We start from the raw sequence: 21,894 nt of genomic DNA, 5'->3' as shown, positions 1-21,894 counted from the left end.
GACAAATAATGAACAAAAAATAAATCTGATTCGGCTGAATCGAGTAAGGAAAATAGAATTTATAAAAGGAGTCAATAATTTCCAAATTCTATGGCGCACAAAACAACAAATATTATTTTTATCAACTGCTGTTTATTTAGCCGTTATAATTACGCAAGGTGATTACAACGGCCAAATTAATGTGAAAAATTACATCAGACGTGTTTTCCGTAGTGCAAGATAGTCCAGTAAGCCACCAAATACGACGCCACAGATGGCGACCGCGACTGAGACTTCAAGCAGCCCTGCCAGGAAAGAGAAGTTGGTGTAATCCAGTGCGTTCATGGTAAGCAGCAACAGCCAAACAGCCAGCAAACAGCAGCCCGTCACTAACGTCATCAAAGCCAGATTGTACGCCTCACGGAACTCTGTGCGTGGAATAAAACTCTCATTTTGCCAGCTATGTTCCAGCGTCTGGCGACAAACCAGCAGCAGCAGGAGTCCAGGGATCGCGGCAAACACGGAAAACAGATAAAACGTTGGCCAACCGTGAGCCTCGACGAACCAACCTGCCACTGGGCCCACATAGACGCGACCAACAGCCGAAAGGGCTGAGAGTAGGGCAAACTGGGTTGCGGAGAACGATTTATTACACAGCGTCATTAATAAGGCGACAAACGCCGCAGTACCCATCCCGCCGCACAGGTTTTCGAAGAAGACCGCTGCTGCCATACTGAACATGTGCTTGTCGGTAATAGAAAGCAGCCAGTATCCGGCGTTCGATACGCCCTGCAGAATGCCGAAAATGAGTAACGCGCGAAACAGCGAAAGACGCTGCATCAGGAGCCCACCGTACAGCGCACCGACTATTGTCGCCAGCAGCCCCAGCGTTTTATTGACGACGCCGACTTCACCGGCATCAAATCCGACGCCGCGGATTAAAAACGTTGTGGTCAGGCTCATGGCGAAGGCATCCCCGAGCTTATACAGCACAATAAGCAGCAGGATCAGCCAGGCGTTGTTACGACCAAAAAAGTCACGCAGTGGCGCAGCAACCGCTTGTTCCAGTGTTTTAGGCACCGGAATGGTGTCAGTGGGTTCGGGCGCCAACAGGGTGGCGATAATGCAGGGAATCAGTAGTGCCGCCATCAGCCAGTACATACCTTGCCAGCCGAGCCAGCGGTCAGCCATCCACAGCGCCAGACCACCGGAAACCAGCATCCCCAGGCGGTAACCCAGTACGCTGATTGCTGCACCGGTACCACGTTCTTCTGCCGGTAAAACGTCTGTTTTCCAGGCGTCAAAAACAATATCCTGCGACGCCGAACAAAATGCGATCACCACTGCGAGTGCCGCCATCCAGCGTAACTGCGTGCCAGGTTCCAGAAAACCCATCGCGGCGATGGAAATAAGAAGCAACACCTGGGTCGTCAACAGCCAACCGCGACGACGACCTAAAAACGGTGGGGTGTAGCGGTCCATCACCGGGGACCAGAGAAACTTAAATACGTAGGCCTGGCCGACCAGAGAAAAGAAACCGATAGTTTTCAGATCGATATTTTCGACCGTCATCCACGCCTGAAGCGTACCGGAGGTCAGGGCGAGCGGTAAACCGGAAGCAAAACCTAACATCAGCAGAATCGCTGATTTTGGTTGCTGAAAAATACGTAAATAGTGATTGGACATGGGCATTAAAAGCTGACCCGGCGAAATACCGGGTCAGGGGGCTTAAATTAGCGAGCGTTCTGCTTGATGAAATCGTGAACGCTGGTGTCCTGGGACATATCAGCGATGGTGTCGGTCAAGACGCTGTTAACGGCATCAGCAATATTTTTGTTAGAGGCCTGGAATGCGCCTTCAACAGAGTAGCTTGCACGGTAGTTTTTGGTCATCTTGTTGCCGTTGGCAGCCGTTGCAATAATGGCGATATCTGCTTTGGTTGCGATGTTATAGCGCACGCTACCTTGCGACACATCAGCGTACAGCTGGCTTACGATGATTTGCAGGTTAACTGCACCGTTTGGACCCACCATATAACCGCGTGCAGTCATCTGCTTTTCCAGCACTTCTTGCAGCAGGAAGCGCAGATCGCGAGACGCAGTCAGAGTAACCAGTTGATTGTCGCGGGTCACTTTTGCCAGCGCCTGATCCTGACGCTGGTCGGCGCCATTGATACTGACAGTCACTCCCATCAGACTCGGATCCTGCTGTGGCAGGGTAATTTTTGGCGATACGTTGATGGTAGTGGGCGGAGTTGCGCAGCCAGCCAACATAAACAGCGCGACTAAAGGGAAGAGGATTTTTTTAAACATGCCAGGGCTCTCAGCGAATCTAAATTGTATGGTTAGAGAAAATTCCCGCCATCATAACATCGCCAACGATGAGGGGAAGTGGGTAACGCATGTAAATTCATCATGTTGTCCGTTTGATGATGTTGTAGAGACCATAAATGGCCTTTTTGCAATAACGCGAACACAAGAATCAGTGAACTTCATTCGTTTGGGTGAGAAAATCAGACAAGCGCTAATTTTTTGTTGCTAAGGTGTAATGAAAACGGTAAAAGCGGCTAGTATTTAAAGGGATGGGTGACATCTCAGCGTTGTCGGAGGAAAAATTTCATGATGATTCGTGAGCAAATAGAAGAAAAATTAAGGGCAGCGTTCCAACCCGTGTTCCTCGAAGTTGTGGATGAAAGCTATCGTCACAATGTCCCGGCAGGTTCTGAAAGCCACTTTAAGGTTGTGCTGGTCAGCGATCGCTTTACAGGTGAACGTTTTCTTAATCGTCATCGGATGATTTACAGCACGTTAACGGCGGAGCTTTCCACAACCGTACATGCTCTTGCCCTGCATACCTACACCATTAAGGAGTGGGAAGCGTTGCAGGACACCATTTTTGCATCGCCTCCGTGTCGTGGGGCGGGAAGCATCGCCTAAAAAACGGATTTGCAACAACCGGCGCTTTTCCAGTATGTTGCTACAGATTATGTGAAAACGGCCTGCGGGCCGTTTTGTTTTGTCTGAATTCTGAGTAGGTCGTCCAGTATTCAGACAAAAATTAGCCGGGAATTGTGAAAAAAGCCGCAGCAACGCGCGATAACCGTTCTCGACTCATAAAAGTGATGCCGCTATAATGCGCGTCTTATTTTTCGGAATGTCTTCGGGATGATTCTGACGACAGGGAATGTGATTGATTATGAGAACATCCCAGTTCCGCGAAGCCAACAACCTGTGCTTGCGGAGAAGAGTTGACCGAGCACTGTGATTTTTTGAGGTAACAAGATGCAAGTTTCAGTTGAAACCACTCAAGGCCTTGGCCGCCGTGTAACGATTACTATCGCTGCTGACAGCATCGAGACCGCTGTGAAAAGCGAGCTGGTCAACGTAGCGAAGAAAGTGCGTATTGACGGTTTCCGCAAAGGAAAAGTACCGATGAATGTCGTTGCTCAGCGTTATGGCGCTTCTGTTCGCCAGGACGTTCTGGGTGACCTGATGAGCCGTAACTTCGTTGATGCCATCATCAAAGAAAAAATTAATCCGGCTGGCGCACCGAACTACGTTCCGGGCGAATACAAACTGGGTGAAGATTTCACTTACGCGGTAGAGTTCGAAGTTTACCCGGAAGTTGAACTGACCGGTCTGGACGCAATCGAAGTTGAAAAACCGGTTGTTGAAGTTACCGATGCTGACGTTGACGTTATGCTGGATACCCTGCGTAAGCAGCAGGCTACCTGGAAAGACAAAGACGGCGCTGCTGATGCAGAAGACCGTGTAACCATCGACTTTACCGGTTCTGTAGACGGCGAAGAGTTCGAAGGCGGCAAAGCGTCTGACTTCGTACTGGCGATGGGCCAGGGTCGTATGATCCCAGGCTTTGAAGAAGGCGTTAAAGGCCACAAAGCTGGCGAAGAGTTCACCATCGACGTGACCTTCCCGGAAGAGTACCACGCTGAAAACCTGAAAGGTAAAGCCGCTAAATTCGTTATCAACCTGAAGAAAGTTGAAGAACGTGAACTGCCGGAACTGACCGAAGAATTCATCAAACGTTTTGGCGTTGAAGATGGTTCCGTAGCGGGTCTGCGCGCTGAAGTGCGTAAAAACATGGAACGTGAGCTGAAAGGCGCTGTACGTAACCGCGTTAAGTCTCAGGCGATCGAAGGTCTGGTTAAAGCCAACGACATCGACGTTCCTGCAGCACTGATCGACAGCGAAATCGACGTTCTGCGTCGTCAGGCTGCACAGCGTTTCGGTGGCAACGAGAAGCAAGCTCTGGAACTGCCGCGTGAACTGTTCGAAGAACAGGCTAAGCGTCGCGTAGTTGTTGGTCTGCTGCTGGGCGAAGTGATTCGTACCAACGAACTGAAAGCTGATGAAGATCGCGTAAAAGGCCTGATCGAAGAAATGGCTTCTGCTTACGAAGATCCGAAAGAAGTTGTTGAGTTCTACAGCAAAAACAAAGAGCTGATGGACAACATGCGTAACGTCGCTCTGGAAGAACAGGCTGTTGAAGCGGTTCTGGCGAAAGCTAAAGTGACTGAAAAAGCCACTACTTTCAACGAACTGATGAACCAGCAGGCGTAATTCGTTGCTTTTATAGCACGAAATTCGCACATAAACCCGTCACCTTCTGGTGGCGGGTTTTTTTTTGTCACGCATTTTGCATGGGAAGGGTGCGAAAACAGCGTTTCAGTGTTAGCGTTACAACAAAAGATTGTTATGCTTGAATTATGGCGATGTCGTACCCATTACAGAGGGACTAGCTGATAATCCGTCCATAAGGTTACAATCAGCACAGCAGGTTTTTTCAAATTTTATCCAGGAGACGGAAATGTCATACAGCGGCGAACGAGATAACTTTGCACCCCATATGGCGCTGGTGCCGATGGTCATTGAACAGACCTCGCGTGGTGAGCGCTCTTTTGATATCTATTCTCGTCTACTTAAGGAACGCGTCATTTTTCTGACCGGCCAGGTCGAAGACCATATGGCTAACCTGATTGTGGCGCAGATGCTGTTCCTGGAAGCAGAAAACCCGGAAAAAGATATCTACCTGTATATTAACTCCCCTGGTGGCGTGATTACTGCAGGGATGTCTATCTATGACACCATGCAGTTTATTAAGCCGGACGTTAGCACCATTTGTATGGGCCAGGCGGCCTCAATGGGCGCGTTTCTGCTGACTGCCGGGGCGAAAGGTAAACGTTTTTGCCTGCCTAATTCTCGCGTCATGATCCACCAGCCTCTGGGCGGTTACCAGGGTCAGGCAACGGATATTGAAATTCATGCCCGTGAAATCTTGAAGGTAAAAGGGCGCATGAACGAACTTATGGCGCATCATACGGGTCAATCTCTTGAGCAGATTGAACGTGATACCGAGCGCGATCGCTTCCTCTCCGCTTCTGAAGCGGTGGAGTACGGTCTGGTCGACTCGATTTTGACCCATCGTAATTAATGCCCAGGGCGCAGGTGTGCCGCTATAATTACCTGGAGCGGCACAACGCTGACTAGCGTCTTGCGCCTGAGAATGGCATTTGCGTCGTCGTGTGCGGCACAAAGAACAAAGAAGAGGTTTTGACCCATGACAGATAAACGCAAAGATGGCTCGGGCAAATTGTTGTACTGCTCTTTTTGCGGCAAAAGCCAGCATGAAGTGCGTAAGCTGATTGCCGGACCATCCGTGTATATCTGCGACGAATGTGTTGATTTATGTAACGACATCATTCGCGAAGAGATTAAGGAAGTAGCACCGCACCGTGAACGCAGTGCGCTGCCGACGCCACATGAAATTCGCAACCACCTGGACGATTACGTTATTGGCCAGGAACAGGCGAAGAAAGTGCTGGCGGTCGCGGTATACAACCATTACAAACGTCTGCGCAACGGCGACACCAGCAATGGCGTCGAGTTGGGCAAAAGTAACATCCTGCTGATTGGTCCTACGGGTTCTGGTAAAACGCTGTTGGCTGAAACGCTGGCGCGTCTGCTGGACGTTCCGTTCACAATGGCCGATGCCACCACCCTGACCGAAGCCGGTTATGTGGGTGAAGATGTTGAAAATATTATTCAGAAGCTGTTGCAGAAGTGCGATTACGACGTGCAGAAAGCGCAGCGCGGTATTGTCTATATCGATGAGATCGACAAGATTTCGCGTAAATCAGACAATCCGTCTATTACCCGTGACGTTTCCGGTGAAGGCGTGCAGCAGGCGCTGTTGAAACTGATCGAAGGAACGGTTGCCGCCGTTCCGCCACAGGGTGGACGCAAACATCCGCAGCAGGAGTTCTTGCAGGTTGATACCTCCAAGATTCTGTTTATCTGTGGTGGTGCGTTTGCCGGTCTGGATAAGGTGATTGCTAACCGTGTTGAAACCGGCTCTGGCATTGGTTTTGGCGCGACGGTAAAAGCCCAGTCCGATAAGGCCAGCGAAGGTGAACTGTTGTCGCAGGTTGAACCAGAAGATCTGATCAAATTTGGTCTGATCCCTGAGTTCATCGGCCGTCTGCCCGTTGTGGCAACGCTGAGCGAACTGAGTGAAGAAGCGCTGATCCAGATCCTGAAAGAACCGAAAAACGCCCTGACTAAGCAGTATCAGGCGCTGTTCAATCTTGAAGGTGTGGATCTGGAATTCCGCGAGGAAGCGCTGGATGCTATCGCCAAGAAAGCGATGATTCGTAAAACCGGTGCGCGTGGTCTGCGTTCTATCGTGGAAGCCGCGTTGCTCGACACCATGTACGATCTTCCTTCTATGGAAGACGTTGAAAAAGTGGTGATCGACGAGTCTGTGATTGGCGGTCAGAGCAAGCCGTTGTTGATTTACGGTAAGCCGGAAGCGCAGCAGGCATCTGGCGAATAATTCATCAATTCATACAGACGTTTAACCAAAAAGGGGGGATTTTATCTCCCCTTTTATTTTTCCGTAAACATGGCGTTGAATGTGTGGGAAACATCCCCATATACTGACATACATGTTAAAGGTGGTGTGAAGCACAGTCGTACCACCTGATTACCTGGCGGAAACTAAACTAAGAGAGAGCTCTATGAATCCTGAGCGTTCTGAACGCATTGAAATCCCCGTATTGCCGTTGCGCGATGTGGTGGTTTATCCGCACATGGTCATACCCTTATTTGTAGGGCGGGAAAAATCTATCCGTTGTCTTGAAGCGGCTATGGACCATGATAAAAAAATCATGCTGGTCGCGCAGAAAGAAGCTTCAACGGATGAGCCGGGTGTAAACGATCTTTTCACCGTCGGGACCGTGGCCTCTATTTTGCAGATGCTGAAACTGCCTGACGGCACCGTAAAAGTGCTGGTCGAGGGGTTACAGCGCGCGCGTATTTCTGCGTTGTCAGACAACGGCGAGCATTTCTCTGCGAAAGCGGAGTACCTTGATTCGCCTGCTATTGATGAGCGCGAACAGGAAGTGCTGGTACGTACAGCTATCAGCCAGTTCGAAGGCTATATCAAGCTAAACAAAAAAATCCCACCAGAGGTGCTGACGTCGCTTAACAGCATTGACGATCCCGCTCGTCTGGCGGACACCATCGCTGCCCATATGCCGCTGAAGCTGGCGGATAAGCAGTCCGTGCTGGAGATGTCCGACGTGAATGAACGTCTGGAATATCTGATGGCAATGATGGAATCCGAAATCGATCTGCTGCAGGTTGAAAAACGTATTCGCAACCGCGTGAAAAAGCAGATGGAGAAGTCTCAGCGTGAGTACTATCTGAACGAGCAAATGAAAGCGATTCAGAAAGAGCTCGGCGAGATGGACGATGCGCCGGATGAAAACGAAGCGCTGAAACGCAAGATCGACGCGGCGAAGATGCCGAAAGAGGCAAAAGAGAAAGCGGAAGCAGAGCTGCAGAAGCTGAAAATGATGTCTCCGATGTCGGCGGAAGCAACGGTCGTGCGTGGCTACATCGACTGGATGGTACAGGTTCCGTGGAATGCGCGTAGCAAGGTCAAAAAAGACCTGCGTCAGGCGCAGGAAATCCTCGATACCGACCATTATGGTCTGGAGCGTGTGAAAGATCGTATTCTTGAGTATCTTGCGGTCCAGAGCCGTGTGAACAAAATCAAGGGACCGATCCTGTGTCTGGTTGGACCGCCGGGGGTGGGTAAAACCTCTCTGGGTCAGTCCATCGCGAAGGCGACAGGGCGTAAATACATCCGTATGGCGCTTGGCGGCGTGCGTGATGAGGCTGAAATTCGTGGTCACCGCCGAACCTATATCGGTTCGATGCCGGGCAAACTGATCCAGAAAATGGCCAAAGTGGGCGTGAAAAACCCGCTGTTCCTGCTTGATGAGATCGACAAAATGTCTTCTGACATGCGTGGCGATCCGGCATCAGCACTGCTTGAGGTGCTGGATCCAGAGCAGAACGTGGCGTTCAGCGATCACTACCTGGAAGTGGACTACGACCTCAGCGACGTCATGTTCGTTGCGACGTCGAACTCCATGAACATTCCGGCACCGTTGCTGGATCGTATGGAAGTGATTCGTCTGTCTGGCTATACCGAAGACGAGAAGCTTAATATAGCTAAACGTCATCTGTTGCCAAAACAGATTGAGCGTAATGCGCTGAAAAAAGGCGAGCTGACGGTTGATGATAGCGCCATTGTGGGCATCATTCGTTACTACACCCGTGAAGCGGGCGTGCGTAGTCTGGAGCGTGAAATCTCCAAACTGTGCCGTAAAGCGGTTAAGCAATTGTTGCTCGATAAGTCACTGAAACACATCGAGATCAATGGTGATAACCTGCACGACTACCTGGGTGTGCAGCGCTTTGACTATGGCCGTGCGGATAACGAAAACCGCGTTGGTCAGGTCACGGGGCTGGCATGGACAGAAGTGGGCGGCGATCTGCTGACCATTGAAACCGCCTGTGTTCCTGGTAAAGGCAAGCTGACTTACACCGGATCGCTCGGCGAAGTGATGCAGGAATCCATTCAGGCCGCACTGACCGTGGTGCGTGCGCGTGCGGAAAAACTGGGTATTAACCCGGACTTTTACGAAAAACGCGACATCCACGTTCACGTACCTGAAGGCGCGACGCCGAAAGATGGTCCAAGCGCGGGTATTGCCATGTGCACTGCGCTGGTCTCATGCCTGACCGGTAACCCGGTTCGTGCCGATGTGGCGATGACTGGCGAGATCACCCTGCGTGGTCAGGTTCTGCCTATCGGTGGCTTGAAAGAAAAACTGTTGGCGGCGCACCGTGGTGGCATTAAGACGGTCTTAATTCCAGACGAAAACAAACGTGACCTGGAAGAGATTCCGGACAACGTTATTGCCGATCTTAATATTCACCCGGTGAAACGTATTGAGGAAGTTCTGACTCTTGCGTTGCAAAATGAACCCTCTGGAATGCAGGTTGTGACGGCAAAATAGTGACCTCGCGCAAAGAGCATTAATAAAAACAGGGCTGGCAGGCCATTTCGGGCTTGCCAGCCTTTTTTTGTATAGCTAATTTAGATAACGGATTGGGCTTGCCATCATTATCGGGTGTTGTAAGGGCATGGCAGGCCTGATATAACTGCTGCGCGGTCGCACTTTGAAGGATTCAGGTGCGATATATATTATAAAGAGGAAGAGAAGAGTGAATAAATCTCAACTGATCGACAAAATTGCTGCAGGGGCTGATATCTCTAAAGCTGCGGCTGGACGTGCGTTAGATGCAATTATTGCTTCTGTTACCGAATCCCTGAAAGAAGGTGATGACGTAGCACTGGTAGGTTTTGGTACTTTTGCCGTTAAAGAGCGTGCTGCCCGTACTGGTCGCAACCCGCAAACAGGTAAAGAGATCACCATCGCCGCGGCTAAAGTACCGGGCTTCCGTGCAGGTAAAGCACTGAAAGACGCGGTAAACTAAGTGATTTCCCCTTTGGGGATGTGACTAAGTACAAGGGCGCATCAACCGATGTGCCTTTTTTATTTCTGATTCCGGTACTTTCTACGCGTTGTGGGCTGACAATTGCCCCAGTTTCTTGTCACAATAGGCCTTTGTGCGCAGCGTTCAGGAAACGCTATGCTGCGTGAAGCATATATACTCAAAATCCTTGCCGCCGTCGTTGTAACCAACGCGGAGGCGGCCTGAAGGATAACGCGTATAGTCATCTACAGCGGAGTGTGGTTACACCATGATGGACAGCTTACGCACGGCTGCTAACAGTCTCGTGCTCAAGATTATTTTCGGTATCATTATCGTGTCGTTCATTTTGACCGGCGTGAGTGGTTACCTGATTGGCGGGGGCAATAACTACGCCGCTAAAGTGAATGGCCAGGAGATCAGCCGCGGGCAGTTCGAGAATGCGTTCAACAGCGAACGTAACCGCATGCAGCAACAGCTGGGCGATCAATATTCTGAGCTGGCGGCGAACGAAGGTTATATGAAAACGCTGCGTCAGCAGGTGCTGAATCGTCTTGTGGACGAAGCGCTGCTGGATCAGTATTCCCGTGAGCTTAAGCTCAACATTAGCGACGATCAGATTAAGCAGGCTATTTTCGCCACCCCGGCTTTCCAGGTTGACGGCAAATTTGATAACAACCGCTACAATGCGATTGTGAATCAGATGGGAATGACTGCAGATCAGTATGCTCAGGCATTGCGTAACCAGCTCACCACGCAACAGTTGATCAACGGTGTTGCCGGGACCGACTTCATGCTGAAGGGTGAAACGGACGAACTGGCTGCACTGGTTGCACAGCAACGTATCGTACGTGAAGCGACGATTGATGTTAATGCTCTTGCCGCGAAGCAGTCGGTTACCGACGAAGAAGTGGCCAGTTACTACGAGCAGAATAAAAATCGCTTTATGACGCCGGAACAGTTCCGTGTGAGCTATATCAAGCTGGATGCTGCAGCAATGCAGGAAACCGCCAGCGATGCTGATATTCAGTCTTACTATGACCAGCATCAGGATCAGTTCACTCAGCCGCAGCGTAATCGCTACAGCATCATCCAGACCAAAACAGAAGATGAAGCAAAAGCGGTGCTTGATGCGCTGAACAAAGGGGGTGATTTTGCGACCCTGGCGAAAGAAAAATCTGCCGATATCATTTCTGCCCGTAACGGCGGTGATATGGGTTGGCTGGAAGACTCCACCACCCCAGATGAACTGAAAAATGCTGGTCTGAAAGACAAAGGCCAGCTGTCCGGTGTGATTAAATCTTCTGTTGGTTTCCTCGTTGCGCGCCTTGATGATGTGCAACCTGCGCAGGTTAAACCGCTGAGTGAAGCCCGTGACGACATTGCAGCGAAAGTTAAGCAGGAAAAAGCGCTGGATGCCTACTATGCGTTGCAGCAGAAAGTGAGTGATGCTGCCAGCAATGATAACGAATCTCTGGCGGGTGCGGAGCAGGCAGCAGGGATGAAAGCGGTTGAAACGGGCTGGTTTAGCCGTGACAGCTTGCCGGAAGAACTGAATTTCAAACCTGTTGCTGACATCATTTTCAATGGTGGTCTGATAGGCGAGAACGGTACGCCGGGCAGCAACTCAGACATCATCACCGTGGATGGCGATCGTGCGTTTGTGCTGCGTATTAGCGAACACAAAGCAGAAGCAGTTAAGCCGTTAGCGGAAGTGAAAGAGCAGGTTACCGCGCTCGTTAAGCACAATAAAGCTGAGCAGCAGGCGAAACTGGATGCAGATAAACTGCTGGCCGATCTGAAAGCGGGTAAAGGCGATGAAGCGCTGAAAGCGGCGGGTCTGAGCTTTGGCGAAGCGAAAACGCTGAGCCGTACGGGTCAGGATCCGCTGAGTCAGGCGGCCTTTGGCCTGAGCCTGCCTGCGAAAGACAAGCCGAGCTACGGTGTTGCGAACGATATGCAGGGTAACGTTGTACTGTTGGCGCTGGACGAAGTCAAAGCAGGCTCTATGCCAGAAGCACAGAAAAAAGCGATGGTTCAGGGGATTACTCAGAATAACGCTCAGATTGTCTTCGAAGCACTGATGAGCAACCTGCGTAAAGCGGCAAAAATTAAAGTCGGTGACGCGCTGGAACAGCAGCAATAACCGAGGCTTCTCGCAAATAATTGCAAAAAGTTGTATATACCAAAGGCCGCTTTCGCGGCCTTTTCCATTTCTGAAAATTGCCATTTGTCTGCCGTTTATCCCCCCGCTATCGTGGCTCCACTGTTAACCAACAAGGAGCAAAACAGTATGAAACATGGAATTAAAGCCCTGCTTATTACCTTTTCATTGACCTGTGTCGGTATGGTGCAAACTGCACTTGCAGCGGAACCTGTCGCCAAAAGTCAGGCGGTTCAGACCAAAGCGGATGCCTCAGGAAGCACACACAGCAAAGCCACGCCAGCGATGAAGTCGAGTGATGATGAAGGTACCAGGGTAAGTATCAACAGCGCCTCAGCGGAGGATTTAGCGCGAGTGATGAATGGGGTTGGGTTGAAAAAAGCACAGGCTATTATCAGCTATCGTGAGGAGTACGGACCGTTTAAAACGGTGGAGGACTTAAAGCAGGTGCCGGGGATGGGAAGTTCGCTGGTGGAACGTAACCTGGCAGTTTTAACACTTTAATAACTTGCAGAGCGCTGAAAGTTTGCCAGACTGTAGAGGTCATACCAGTTATGACCTCTTTACCCTGAAGTCTGTTCCTATAAAAACAACGTAAGGTTTCTGCGCTATGCAAACACAAATCAAAGTTCGTGGTTTTCATCTTGATGTCTATCAGCACGTTAACAATGCCCGCTATCTTGAGTTCCTGGAAGAAGCCCGCTGGGATGGCCTGGAAAACAGTGACAGTTTTCAATGGATGACTGCACACCACATCGCGTTTGTGGTGGTTAACATCAATATCAACTACCGCCGTCCTGCCGTGCTGAGCGATCTGTTGACCATAACTAGCCAGGTCCAACAGTTAAATGGCAAAAGCGGTGTATTGAATCAGACCATCACACTGGAGCCAGAGGGACAGGTAGTGGCTGATGCGTTGATTACTTTCGTCTGTATTGATTTGAAAACGCAGAAAGCGCTGCCGCTGGAAGGAGAGTTACGCGAGAAATTGGAACAAATGGTGAAGTAACGGAAAGTTGCCTGATGGCGCTTCGCTTATCAGGCCTACAAAACGAGAAGTAGATGTAGGCCGGATAAGGTGCATGCACCGCCATCCGGCACAACTCAGCAGATTACTGTAACCCGGTTTTCTGCTTCATCGCCGCCATCACCGCCGGCTTATCCGCCAGATAATGGTTCAGACCGTTGGCACGCAGATTACAGGCAGCACAATGGCCGCAACCGTTGCCCTTGATCCCGTTATAGCAGGTCAGCGTCTCTTCACGCACCAGGTCTAACTTGCCCCAATAGTCGGCTAACGCCCAGGTTTCGGCTTTATCAATCCACATCAACGGGGTTTCGAAACGGATGTCTTTTGCCATTCCCAGGCTCACGGCATGATTCAGGGCTTTGACAAACTCGTCACGACAGTCCGGATAACCAGAGAAATCGGTCTCGCAAACGCCGGTAATGACCGCCTCTGCCTGTACCTGGTAAGCGTAAATTGCCGCCAGTGTTAAGAACAGAATGTTACGTCCAGGCACAAAAGTATTCGGGATCCCGTCCGCGTCCGGTTCATAATCGGGTACCGGGATATTGTCGCGGGTCAGGCTGCTGACAGCCAGTTCGCTGAGCAGCGTCACGTCGAGAACTTTGTGTGCACGGGCGCCGAGTTTTAAGGCCAGATCACGTGCGACGTCAATTTCAGCGCGATGGCGCTGACCATAATCAAAGGTCACGCAGTGCACTTCATCATACTGATGTAGCGCTTGCACCAGACAGGTCGTGGAGTCCTGGCCTCCACTAAATACAACAACGGCACGTTTCATGGCTTTTCCTGACAAATAACGAAAGCGCTTATGGTAGCGTCTGGGCGTGTCGCCGACCAGCTTCTTCACGCTGAAGGGGGCGGTAACCAGGCCTCGGTGAACTCAAACCAGCCACGCGGATTCAAACGTACGCCATTTACGCCCGGCGGAGCGCTAATTCGATAGTGATAATTGAACAGCGGCGTAAGCGTGGCGTCATGCATTAACGTGGCGAAAACCTGCTGTAAAGCCGCATGACGATCGCCCTCATCGGCCTGAATTTGCAAAGCATCCAGCGTGGTTTGCAGATGAGTATATGCGGATGCATTCAGAACATGTGACCATAGCTGATCGCAACGTAACCACTGTTCGAGGGTATACTCGGGGGCTTCGCCAATCAGCCTGTCTCCCATCATCAGATCGGCCTGGGCTAAAGGATGATCGCCATCCCAGTTTTTAGCATTATGAAAAATAAGCGTTAATTCACAACCCAGTTTTGCCAGCGCCTGGCGCAGCTGTTCCGCCATCGTATGCAGTTCGACGGGTAAGTGGTAGGCCAGCGTCAGTTTTTCCGGCAACGCCACCTCGTCCAGCGCATCCCATTGTGGGATCGTCCATCCTGGCAGCAGGGCATTGCTGGGGGTAATGAGGTTTTCATCCACCTCCAGCGTCTGTAGCAGCGAAGAGCGGTGGATAATATTGACCAGTCGACGGGCCTGCTGTGTATTCAGTCGCGCGCTTTTTCTGAGCGTGAGATAGCAAAAACCGAGGCTGATCCCGCTACTCACCTGGCTTAGCATGGGCAGTTCCTCTGGTTTACCAATCGCAATTTGCACCGGGTGGCGGCAGCTGGTGCCCAGATCCTGGGAAAAGAGTTGCGGGGTTATCCAGTATTCAATAGCTTTCAGCAGCGGATGGCCAAGATGGTAGTTATCGTGGCTCTCGATGCGAACCAGTTCTGGTGTAAACAGCGTTAGTCGGAACGGGCCAGTCCCGACAAAGGGCTGTTCTGGGTGAGCGAGATGGCTACTGTAACTTGCCAGACGGTGTGCCAGCCAAAAGTCAGGACGATGCAAAATAAAAGTCAGACATTGAGGGTGCGTCACCTCTATGCGTTTAACGCTGATAAACAATCTGGCCAGTGCGGGCAGTTCAAGCAACATCAACAGCCGTTGGTGTAACTGAGCACTGTTGACAACATCACCGTTATGCCAGTGCAGTGTTGAGCGAATATAGAAATCCCAACGCAGCCCGTCGGCAGAGATATTCCAGTGGTGGGCTAAATCGCCGCAGGGGCGTTGCGTGTGACTGTCAAAACGTGTCAGGCCAGAGAACACCTGCCCGGCAAGATGCTGTTCTGCACGACCGGGCAGGAATCCAGGATGCAAAGGTTCGAGCTGGCGATAATAGGGGATACGCAGGGTTGGCGTATCATTTTGCCATTGTCCGCCCATAAACGGCTGCAGCAGGGTTCTTAATTCCCCAGGGGCCAGTTGAGCCAGTTCCAGTACGCTGAGCTGTTCACCCTTTTGCAGTGCCTGCTCCATCATCGTGTTGCGCAGAGAGTCCGGAGTGACCAAAAAACGTAATGTTCCGCGTTTCCCGCGTCCGGACTGAGCTTGCCATACCAGCCAACCGGCATCCTGCGCTTGCCTGAGCAGGGTACGTACATGGCGCTCGCTGCAAAAGCAGCGTTCAGCCAGTTCCCCGACGGTGACTGACTGCGGCTCTCCGTTTGAAGGTTGCCACAGACGTTGGTACTGATTCAGACGATTAAGCAAACGCATTGATACATCATCCTTCAAGATGCCCACTAGCGGTTTTACGTAGAAAAAACCGGAATAATTTTCTTTATCTATTCACTATTACTTCCGTATATCTCAGGAGATACTGAATCACAAGTTAACCGCGTCACAGTGTGGAGAAAGAAATGGCTCGTCTGGCTGCATTTGATATGGATGGCACCCTTTTGATGCCGAATCACCATTTAGGTGATGAAACCCTTTCGACGCTGGCACGCCTGCGTGAACGAGATATCACGCTGACGTTTGCGACCGGTCGTCATGTGCTGGAGATGCGTCATATTTTGGGCTCGATCTCGCTGGACGCCTTTTTAATCACCGGTAACGGGACGCGTATTCACTCGCTGGAAGGTGATGTATTGCATCGTCAGGATCTGGCTCCCTCGGTTGCCGATATCGTATTGCACCAGCGGTGGGAAACGCAGGCCAGCATGCATGTTTTTAATGACAACGGCTGGTTCACCGGGCAAGAGATTCCGTCACTGTTGCAAGCGCATGTGTACAGCGGATTTCGTTACCAGGTAGTGGATGTGAAGCGTATTCCTGCCCATCAGGTCACAAAAATCTGCTTCTGTGGCGATCATGACGATTTGGTCCGTCTGCGTATTCAGTTGAATGACGCGCTGGGCGAGCAGGCGAATCTCTGTTTTTCTGCGGTTGATTGCCTCGAAGTACTGCCGCTGGGCTGTAACAAAGGCTCCGCACTGGCAGTGCTGAGCGAGCACTTGGGTTATTCCATGGCTGACTGCATGGCGTTTGGCGATGCCATGAACGATCGTGAAATGTTGGGTCGCGTTGGGCGTGGTCTGATTATGGGGAACGCGATGCCGCAGCTTATTGCTGCGCTGCCTCATTTATCGGTGATTGGGCATTGCCGCAATCAGGCGGTATCACACTTTTTGACGCATTGGCTGGACAATCCGCATCTACCTTATTCCCCCGAATGAGAGATCCCTTCCAGCAAGCCAGACCTTAGTGTCTGGCTTTTTTTTGATCGATTAATGGGTGTTCAGCAGGCGGGCAAGTTCTGCTTTCGATGGCGTTAAATCACCGATGTGCGCCTCGACCCATTGCGGGTTGTAATAGGTTTCCAGATAGCGTTCTCCGCTGTCACACAGCAACGTAACCAGCGACCCTGTTTCTCCTGCGTCGCGCATACGGGCGGCAAGTTGTAACGCTCCCCACATGTTGGTTCCGGTTGAGGCACCCACTTTACGGCCCAGCTGCGTTTCCAGCCAGTGTGCGGTGGCAACGCTTGCGGCATCCGGAACGCGCAACATTTCATCAACCACATCAGGAATGAAAGAAGGCTCTACGCGTGGGCGGCCAATGCCTTCAATTTTGCTGCCGACCGGACTGCGTAACGACGCATCGCGATCCTGCCAGTAAGGCAGAAAGACCGAGTTTTCCGGGTCAACGACCATCAGGTGTGTGTCGTAACCCTGACAGCGAATATAACGGCCAATGGTTGCGGAGGTACCGCCGGTTCCTGCGCTCATCACGATATGGCGAGGCACGGGGTTTGGCTCACACTGCATCTGGCGGAAGATACTGTCGGCAATATTGTTGTTACCACGCCAGTCAGTAGCGCGTTCAGCGTAGGTGAACTGGTCCATATAATGTCCGTTCAGTTCATGTGCCAGCTGTTCAGACGCTGCATAGATTTCACAGGCGCTTTCCACGAAGTGGCAGCGACCGCCATAAAATTCAATCTGTTCAATTTTGCGTTTTGCCGTACAGGAAGGCATAACGGCAATAAATGGCAGTCCAAGCAGACGGGCGAAATAGGCCTCAGAGACTGCCGTTGAACCCGAAGACGATTCGATAATCGTGGTGCCTTCTTTAATCCAGCCATTACACAGTCCGTAGAGAAACAGTGAACGTGCCAGGCGATGTTTCAGGCTACCGGTTGGATGTGTGCTCTCATCTTTCAAATAGAGCTGAATACCCGGAAACGCCGGAAGCGACAGGCGAATGAGATGCGTATCGGCAGAACGCTGGTAATCCGCATTGATTTCATTGATGGCGTTTTTAACCCAGTAGCTATTCATCATTAATATCCATTTGTCATTTTGTGCCCAGAATAGCGAAAAGCACGGAAAAAATTGTTGCCATTTAGCCTTTAAAATAGAATGTAAGGAGAAAATTCTTCTCTGTGGAGTGGATATGTTAGACAAAATTGACCGTAAGCTGCTTGGCCTACTACAACAAGACTGCACCCTTTCTTTGCAGGCGTTAGCCGATGCCGTTAATCTGACAACCACCCCCTGCTGGAAACGCCTCAAGCGGCTTGAGGATGACGGCATTCTGCTGGGCAAGGTTGCCCTTCTGGATCCAGAAAAACTGGGGCTGGGCTTAACCGCGTTTGTGCTGATTAAAACCCAGCATCACAGCAGCGAGTGGTACTGCCGCTTTGTCACCGAAGTGACCGGGATGCCAGAGGTACTGGGTTTCTGGCGAATGGCTGGGGAGTATGACTACCTGATGCGGGTGCAGGTTGCTGATATGAAACGCTATGATGATTTCTATAAGCGTCTGGTGAATAGCGTACCGGGCCTGTCTGATGTTACCTCCAGTTTTGCGATGGAACAGATTAAATACACGACTGCTCTACCTATTGAATAACTCTCCCGGTGGTCATTGCCGGAAATCTTGTCAGGACATAACGCGTGCGATTATTTGCTCAATTAAGCTGGTACTTCCGCCGGGAGTGGCGTCGCTACCTCGGGGCTGTAGCCTTGCTTATCATCATCGCTATTCTTCAGCTTATCCCGCCAAAAGTGGTCGGTATCATCGTGGACGGCGTAACGACACAGCGCTTCACAACCGAGCGACTGCTGATGTGGGTCGGCACGATTGCCCTGATTGCGGTGGTGGTCTATTTGTTGCGCTATGTCTGGCGCGTACTGTTGTTTGGCGCATCCTACCAACTGGCAGTTGAACTACGCGAAGACTATTACCGCCAGTTGAGCCGCCAGCATCCCGAATTTTATCTGCGTCATCGCACAGGCGATCTGATGGCGCGTGCAACTAACGATGTTGATCGGGTGGTGTTTGCGGCTGGCGAAGGTGTATTGACGCTGGTGGACTCACTGGTCATGGGGTGCGCGGTGTTGATCGTGATGTCTACGCAAATCAGTTGGGAACTGACGCTGATCGCGTTATTCCCAATGCCGGTGATGGCGATAATGATCAAGCGTTACGGCGATCGACTGCATAACCGCTTTAAGGTTGCGCAAGCAGCGTTCTCCAGCCTGAACGATCGTACTCAGGAAAGTCTTACCAGTATCCGCATGATTAAGGCTTTTGGTCTGGAAGACCGACAGTCGGCGCTATTTGCCGAAGATGCTAAAGATACCGGCAAGAAAAACTTGCGGGTCGCCCGCATTGACGCCCGTTTTGACCCCACGATTTATATCGCCATAGGTATGGCTAACCTGCTGGCTATCGCCGGGGGAAGCTGGATGGTGGTGCACGGTTCTCTGACGCTCGGTCAGTTAACCAGCTTTATGATGTATCTCGGTCTGATGATTTGGCCGATGCTGGCACTGGCATGGATGTTTAATATTGTTGAGCGAGGCAGCGCCGCATATAGCCGTATTCGCGCGATGCTGGCTGAAGCCCCCGTGGTGGATGATGGGACAGAACCCGTACCAGAAGGACGTGGTGAGTTAGCGGTGGCCATTCGCGAATTTCGCTATCCACAGTCGGCTCATCCGGTGCTGGAGAATGTGAATTTCCAGCTTAAGCCAGGGCAGATGCTGGGCATTTGTGGCCCAACTGGGGCTGGGAAAAGCACCGTACTATCGCTGCTCCAGCGCCACTTCGATATCACTCAAGGGGATGTGCGTTTTCATGATATTCCGTTAACGCGCTTGCAGCTTGATAGCTGGCGTAGCCGCCTGGCCGTGGTCAGCCAGACACCTTTCTTGTTCTCGGATACGGTCGCCAACAACATAGCGCTTGGACGCCCGCAGGCCACACAGGATGAAATTGAACATGTTGCACGTCTGGCCAGCGTGCATGAGGATATTTTACGTCTTCCTCAGGGGTACGACACTGAAGTGGGTGAACGCGGCGTGATGCTGTCCGGTGGACAAAAACAGCGTATTTCTATCGCTCGTGCGCTGCTGCTGAATGCTGAAATCCTGATTCTTGATGATGCGTTATCGGCGGTGGATGGTCGTACTGAACATCAAATCCTGCATAACCTGCGCCAGTGGGGAGAAGGCAGAACCGTGATAATCAGCGCTCACCGTTTATCTGCGCTGACAGAAGCTAATGAAATTATCGTGATGCAGCACGGACATATTGCTCAGCGTGGCGAACACGATGCGCTGGTGCAACAACCTGGCTGGTATCGTGATATGTACCGTTATCAGCAACTGGAAGCGGCATTGTCTGATGCGCCGGCTATCGATGAGGAGGCGGCTAATGCGTAGTTTTGGACAATTATGGCCGACCCTGAAAAGGCTGCTGGCGTACGGCTCGCCGTGGCGAAAGCAGCTGTCTATCGCTGTTGTCATGCTGTGGGTAGCGGCAGCGGCGGAAGTTAGTGGTCCGCTGCTCATCAGTTATTTTATCGACAACATGGTGGCGAAAAACAATCTGCCGCTGGCGATGGTGTCTGGGCTGGTGGCGGCCTATGTCGGTCTGCAACTGTTGGCGGCGGGCCTGCATTACGCGCAGTCATTACTCTTTAACCAGGCGGCCGTTGGTGTGGTGCAGCAGTTACGTACCGATGTGATGGATGCCGCGCTGCGTCAGCCGCTCAGTGCTTTTGATACTCAGCCTGTCGGGCAGCTTATCTCCCGGGTGACCAATGACACCGAAGTGATTCGCGACCTGTACGTGACGGTAGTCGCGACGGTACTGCGCAGTGCCGCCTTAATCGGTGCCATGCTGGTAGCGATGTTCAGCCTTGAGTGGCGGATGGCGCTGGTTGCGATGGCCATATTCCCGGCTGTGCTGGTGGTGATGGTGATTTATCAGCGCTATAGCACTCCTATTGTGCGTCGCGTTCGCGCCTATCTGGCAGATATTAATGATGGCTTTAACGAAGTTATTAATGGTATGAGCGTGATCCAGCAGTTCCGCCAGCAGGCGCGTTTTGGTGAGCGAATGGGCGAAGCCAGCCGTTCGCACTATATGGCGCGCATGCAAACGCTGCGATTGGATGGCTTTTTGTTGCGCCCGTTGCTCAGCTTGTTTTCGGCCCTGATCCTCTGCGGTTTGCTGACACTGTTTAGCTTTACGTCCGGCACGTCCATTGAGGTTGGGGTGCTGTATGCGTTTATCAGCTATCTGGGGCGTTTGAACGAGCCGTTGATCGAGCTGACGACCCAGCAATCAATGTTGCAACAGGCGGTGGTAGCGGGTGAACGTGTATTTGAACTGATGGATGGCCCACGCCAGCGTTATGGTGAGGATATCCAACCCCTGAAAAGCGGGGACATTGAGGTTGATAACGTCTCTTTTGCCTATCGCGACGACAATCTGGTGCTGCAAAACATCAGTTTGTCCGTACCTTCTCGTCGTTTTGTTGCGTTGGTTGGGCATACCGGTAGCGGCAAGAGTACGCTCGCCAGTCTGCTGATGGGGTACTACCCGTTGACGCAGGGTGATATTCGTCTGGACGGACGACCGCTGTCTTCGTTGAGCCACAGTGTGTTACGCCAGGGCGTTGCGATGGTGCAGCAGGATCCGGTGGTGATGGCGGATACCTTCCTGGCCAACGTGACGCTGGGCCGCGATATTTCTGAAGAGCGGGTGTGGCAGGCGCTGGAGACGGTGCAACTGGCGGAGCTGGCGCGCGGGCTGAGTGACGGTATTCATACCCGACTGGGCGAGCAGGGCAATAATTTATCAGTCGGGCAGAAACAGCTGCTGGCGCTGGCGCGTGTGCTGGTCGAAACGCCGCAGGTGCTGATTTTGGACGAAGCGACGGCCAGCATTGACTCCGGTACTGAACAGGCTATTCAGCAGGCGTTGGCAGCAGTGCGTAAGCACACCACGCTGGTGGTGATTGCGCATCGGTTATCCACCATTGTCGATGCCGACACTATTCTGGTACTGCACCGGGGGCAGGCCGTTGAGCGCGGCACGCACCAGCAACTGCTTGCCGCACAGGGCCGCTACTGGCAAATGTATCAACTGCAGTTGGCGGGCGAAGAGTTGGCGGCTAGCGTAAACGAAGATTCGGCAATCGCCTGATGGCGCTGCGTTTATCAGACCTACAGCCAGTGTGGTTTCGTAGGCCTGATGACGCGTTTTCGCCGCCATCCTGCAATCAA

19 protein-coding genes are annotated in these 21,894 nt (G+C 51.7%); 14 read left to right on the top strand and 5 right to left on the bottom strand.

The window, feature by feature from the left end:
• On the top strand, positions 1-223 hold a 223-nt coding region (locus tag NNO03_RS10605), incomplete at its 5' end, for a hypothetical protein (protein ID WP_271441620.1).
• On the opposite strand, the gene ampG is transcribed toward NNO03_RS10605, so the two are convergent.
• Together ampG and NNO03_RS10595 are read right to left on the bottom strand one after the other, a co-directional pair.
• Positions 190-1,665 (bottom strand): muropeptide MFS transporter AmpG, encoded by a 1,476-nt coding sequence (ampG, locus tag NNO03_RS10600; RefSeq protein ID WP_271449489.1) that lies wholly within the window; start codon positions 1,663-1,665, stop codon positions 190-192. The genes NNO03_RS10605 and ampG overlap by 34 nt on opposite strands.
• A gap of 47 nt (positions 1,666-1,712) precedes the next feature.
• Entirely contained in the window at positions 1,713-2,291 is a 579-nt protein-coding gene (locus NNO03_RS10595; protein ID WP_005125164.1) for a lipoprotein, read from the bottom strand.
• A 306-nt stretch (positions 2,292-2,597) separates the two neighbouring features.
• On the opposite strand from NNO03_RS10595, the gene bolA reads away from it, so the two are divergent.
• From bolA to fadM, 9 genes are all read left to right on the top strand, one after another.
• On the top strand, positions 2,598-2,915 hold the full coding sequence (gene bolA / locus NNO03_RS10590; RefSeq protein WP_040232707.1) for a transcriptional regulator BolA: 318 nt from the start codon (positions 2,598-2,600) through the stop codon (positions 2,913-2,915).
• A gap of 345 nt (positions 2,916-3,260) precedes the next feature.
• The gene (gene tig / locus NNO03_RS10585) at positions 3,261-4,559 is read left to right on the top strand and encodes a trigger factor (RefSeq protein WP_137384629.1); all 1,299 of its coding nucleotides are present in this window, start codon (positions 3,261-3,263) and stop codon (positions 4,557-4,559) included.
• 247 nt (positions 4,560-4,806) lie between these two features.
• A complete protein-coding gene (clpP, locus tag NNO03_RS10580) occupies positions 4,807-5,430 on the top strand; it encodes an ATP-dependent Clp endopeptidase proteolytic subunit ClpP (RefSeq protein WP_003021624.1) in 624 nt (207 codons plus the stop codon).
• A 126-nt stretch (positions 5,431-5,556) separates the two neighbouring features.
• A complete protein-coding gene (gene clpX / locus NNO03_RS10575; RefSeq protein ID WP_271441619.1) occupies positions 5,557-6,831 on the top strand; it encodes an ATP-dependent protease ATP-binding subunit ClpX in 1,275 nt (424 codons plus the stop codon).
• 184 nt (positions 6,832-7,015) lie between these two features.
• The gene (lon, locus tag NNO03_RS10570; RefSeq protein WP_003831014.1) at positions 7,016-9,370 is read left to right on the top strand and encodes an endopeptidase La; all 2,355 of its coding nucleotides are present in this window, start codon (positions 7,016-7,018) and stop codon (positions 9,368-9,370) included.
• Positions 9,371-9,560: 190 nt separating this feature from the next.
• The gene (hupB, locus tag NNO03_RS10565; RefSeq protein ID WP_219352570.1) at positions 9,561-9,851 is read left to right on the top strand and encodes a nucleoid-associated protein HU-beta; all 291 of its coding nucleotides are present in this window, start codon (positions 9,561-9,563) and stop codon (positions 9,849-9,851) included.
• Between the two features lie 268 nt (positions 9,852-10,119).
• On the top strand, positions 10,120-11,994 hold the full coding sequence (gene ppiD, locus NNO03_RS10560) for a peptidylprolyl isomerase (protein WP_271449485.1): 1,875 nt from the start codon (positions 10,120-10,122) through the stop codon (positions 11,992-11,994).
• A 147-nt stretch (positions 11,995-12,141) separates the two neighbouring features.
• Positions 12,142-12,516 carry a helix-hairpin-helix domain-containing protein gene (locus tag NNO03_RS10555; protein WP_271449484.1) on the top strand — a complete coding sequence of 125 codons (375 nt, stop codon included), beginning with the start codon at positions 12,142-12,144 and terminating at the stop codon, positions 12,514-12,516.
• A 106-nt stretch (positions 12,517-12,622) separates the two neighbouring features.
• Positions 12,623-13,021 carry a long-chain acyl-CoA thioesterase FadM gene (fadM, locus tag NNO03_RS10550; protein ID WP_271441616.1) on the top strand — a complete coding sequence of 133 codons (399 nt, stop codon included), beginning with the start codon at positions 12,623-12,625 and terminating at the stop codon, positions 13,019-13,021.
• Between the two features lie 103 nt (positions 13,022-13,124).
• Here fadM and queC read toward each other — a convergent pair whose 3' ends face one another.
• Both queC and NNO03_RS10540 read right to left on the bottom strand, forming a co-directional pair.
• Positions 13,125-13,820 carry a 7-cyano-7-deazaguanine synthase QueC gene (gene queC / locus NNO03_RS10545; RefSeq protein ID WP_271449483.1) on the bottom strand — a complete coding sequence of 232 codons (696 nt, stop codon included), beginning with the start codon at positions 13,818-13,820 and terminating at the stop codon, positions 13,125-13,127.
• Between the two features lie 65 nt (positions 13,821-13,885).
• Complete coding sequence (locus tag NNO03_RS10540) at positions 13,886-15,586, bottom strand: SgrR family transcriptional regulator (protein WP_271449482.1); 1,701 nt, start codon at positions 15,584-15,586, stop codon at positions 13,886-13,888.
• A gap of 143 nt (positions 15,587-15,729) precedes the next feature.
• Here NNO03_RS10540 and cof point away from each other — a divergent pair, with 143 nt between their 5' ends.
• Positions 15,730-16,548 (top strand): HMP-PP phosphatase, encoded by an 819-nt coding sequence (cof, locus tag NNO03_RS10535; RefSeq protein WP_271449481.1) that lies wholly within the window; start codon positions 15,730-15,732, stop codon positions 16,546-16,548.
• Positions 16,549-16,599: 51 nt separating this feature from the next.
• On the opposite strand, the gene NNO03_RS10530 is transcribed toward cof, so the two are convergent.
• Positions 16,600-17,655 (bottom strand): PLP-dependent cysteine synthase family protein, encoded by a 1,056-nt coding sequence (locus tag NNO03_RS10530; protein ID WP_271449480.1) that lies wholly within the window; start codon positions 17,653-17,655, stop codon positions 16,600-16,602.
• Positions 17,656-17,767: 112 nt separating this feature from the next.
• Here NNO03_RS10530 and decR point away from each other — a divergent pair, with 112 nt between their 5' ends.
• From decR to NNO03_RS10515, 3 genes are read left to right on the top strand one after another with little or no spacing between them, the layout of a single operon-like run.
• Positions 17,768-18,226 carry a DNA-binding transcriptional regulator DecR gene (gene decR, locus NNO03_RS10525; protein ID WP_005125175.1) on the top strand — a complete coding sequence of 153 codons (459 nt, stop codon included), beginning with the start codon at positions 17,768-17,770 and terminating at the stop codon, positions 18,224-18,226.
• A 44-nt stretch (positions 18,227-18,270) separates the two neighbouring features.
• Positions 18,271-20,043, top strand: a complete 1,773-nt coding sequence (locus tag NNO03_RS10520; protein WP_271449479.1) for a SmdA family multidrug ABC transporter permease/ATP-binding protein — start codon at positions 18,271-18,273, stop codon at positions 20,041-20,043.
• Positions 20,036-21,814, top strand: a complete 1,779-nt coding sequence (locus NNO03_RS10515; RefSeq protein WP_271449478.1) for a SmdB family multidrug efflux ABC transporter permease/ATP-binding protein — start codon at positions 20,036-20,038, stop codon at positions 21,812-21,814. Before NNO03_RS10520 ends, NNO03_RS10515 begins: the two co-directional genes overlap by 8 nt.
• The last annotated feature ends 80 nt before the right edge of the window (positions 21,815-21,894 follow it).

Source organism: Citrobacter sp. Igbk 16 (assembly GCF_028069755.1).
GTDB lineage: Bacteria > Pseudomonadota > Gammaproteobacteria > Enterobacterales > Enterobacteriaceae > Citrobacter.
Note: the sequence above shows the minus strand (reverse complement) of the source record. Positions and strands in the feature narration are given on the sequence as shown.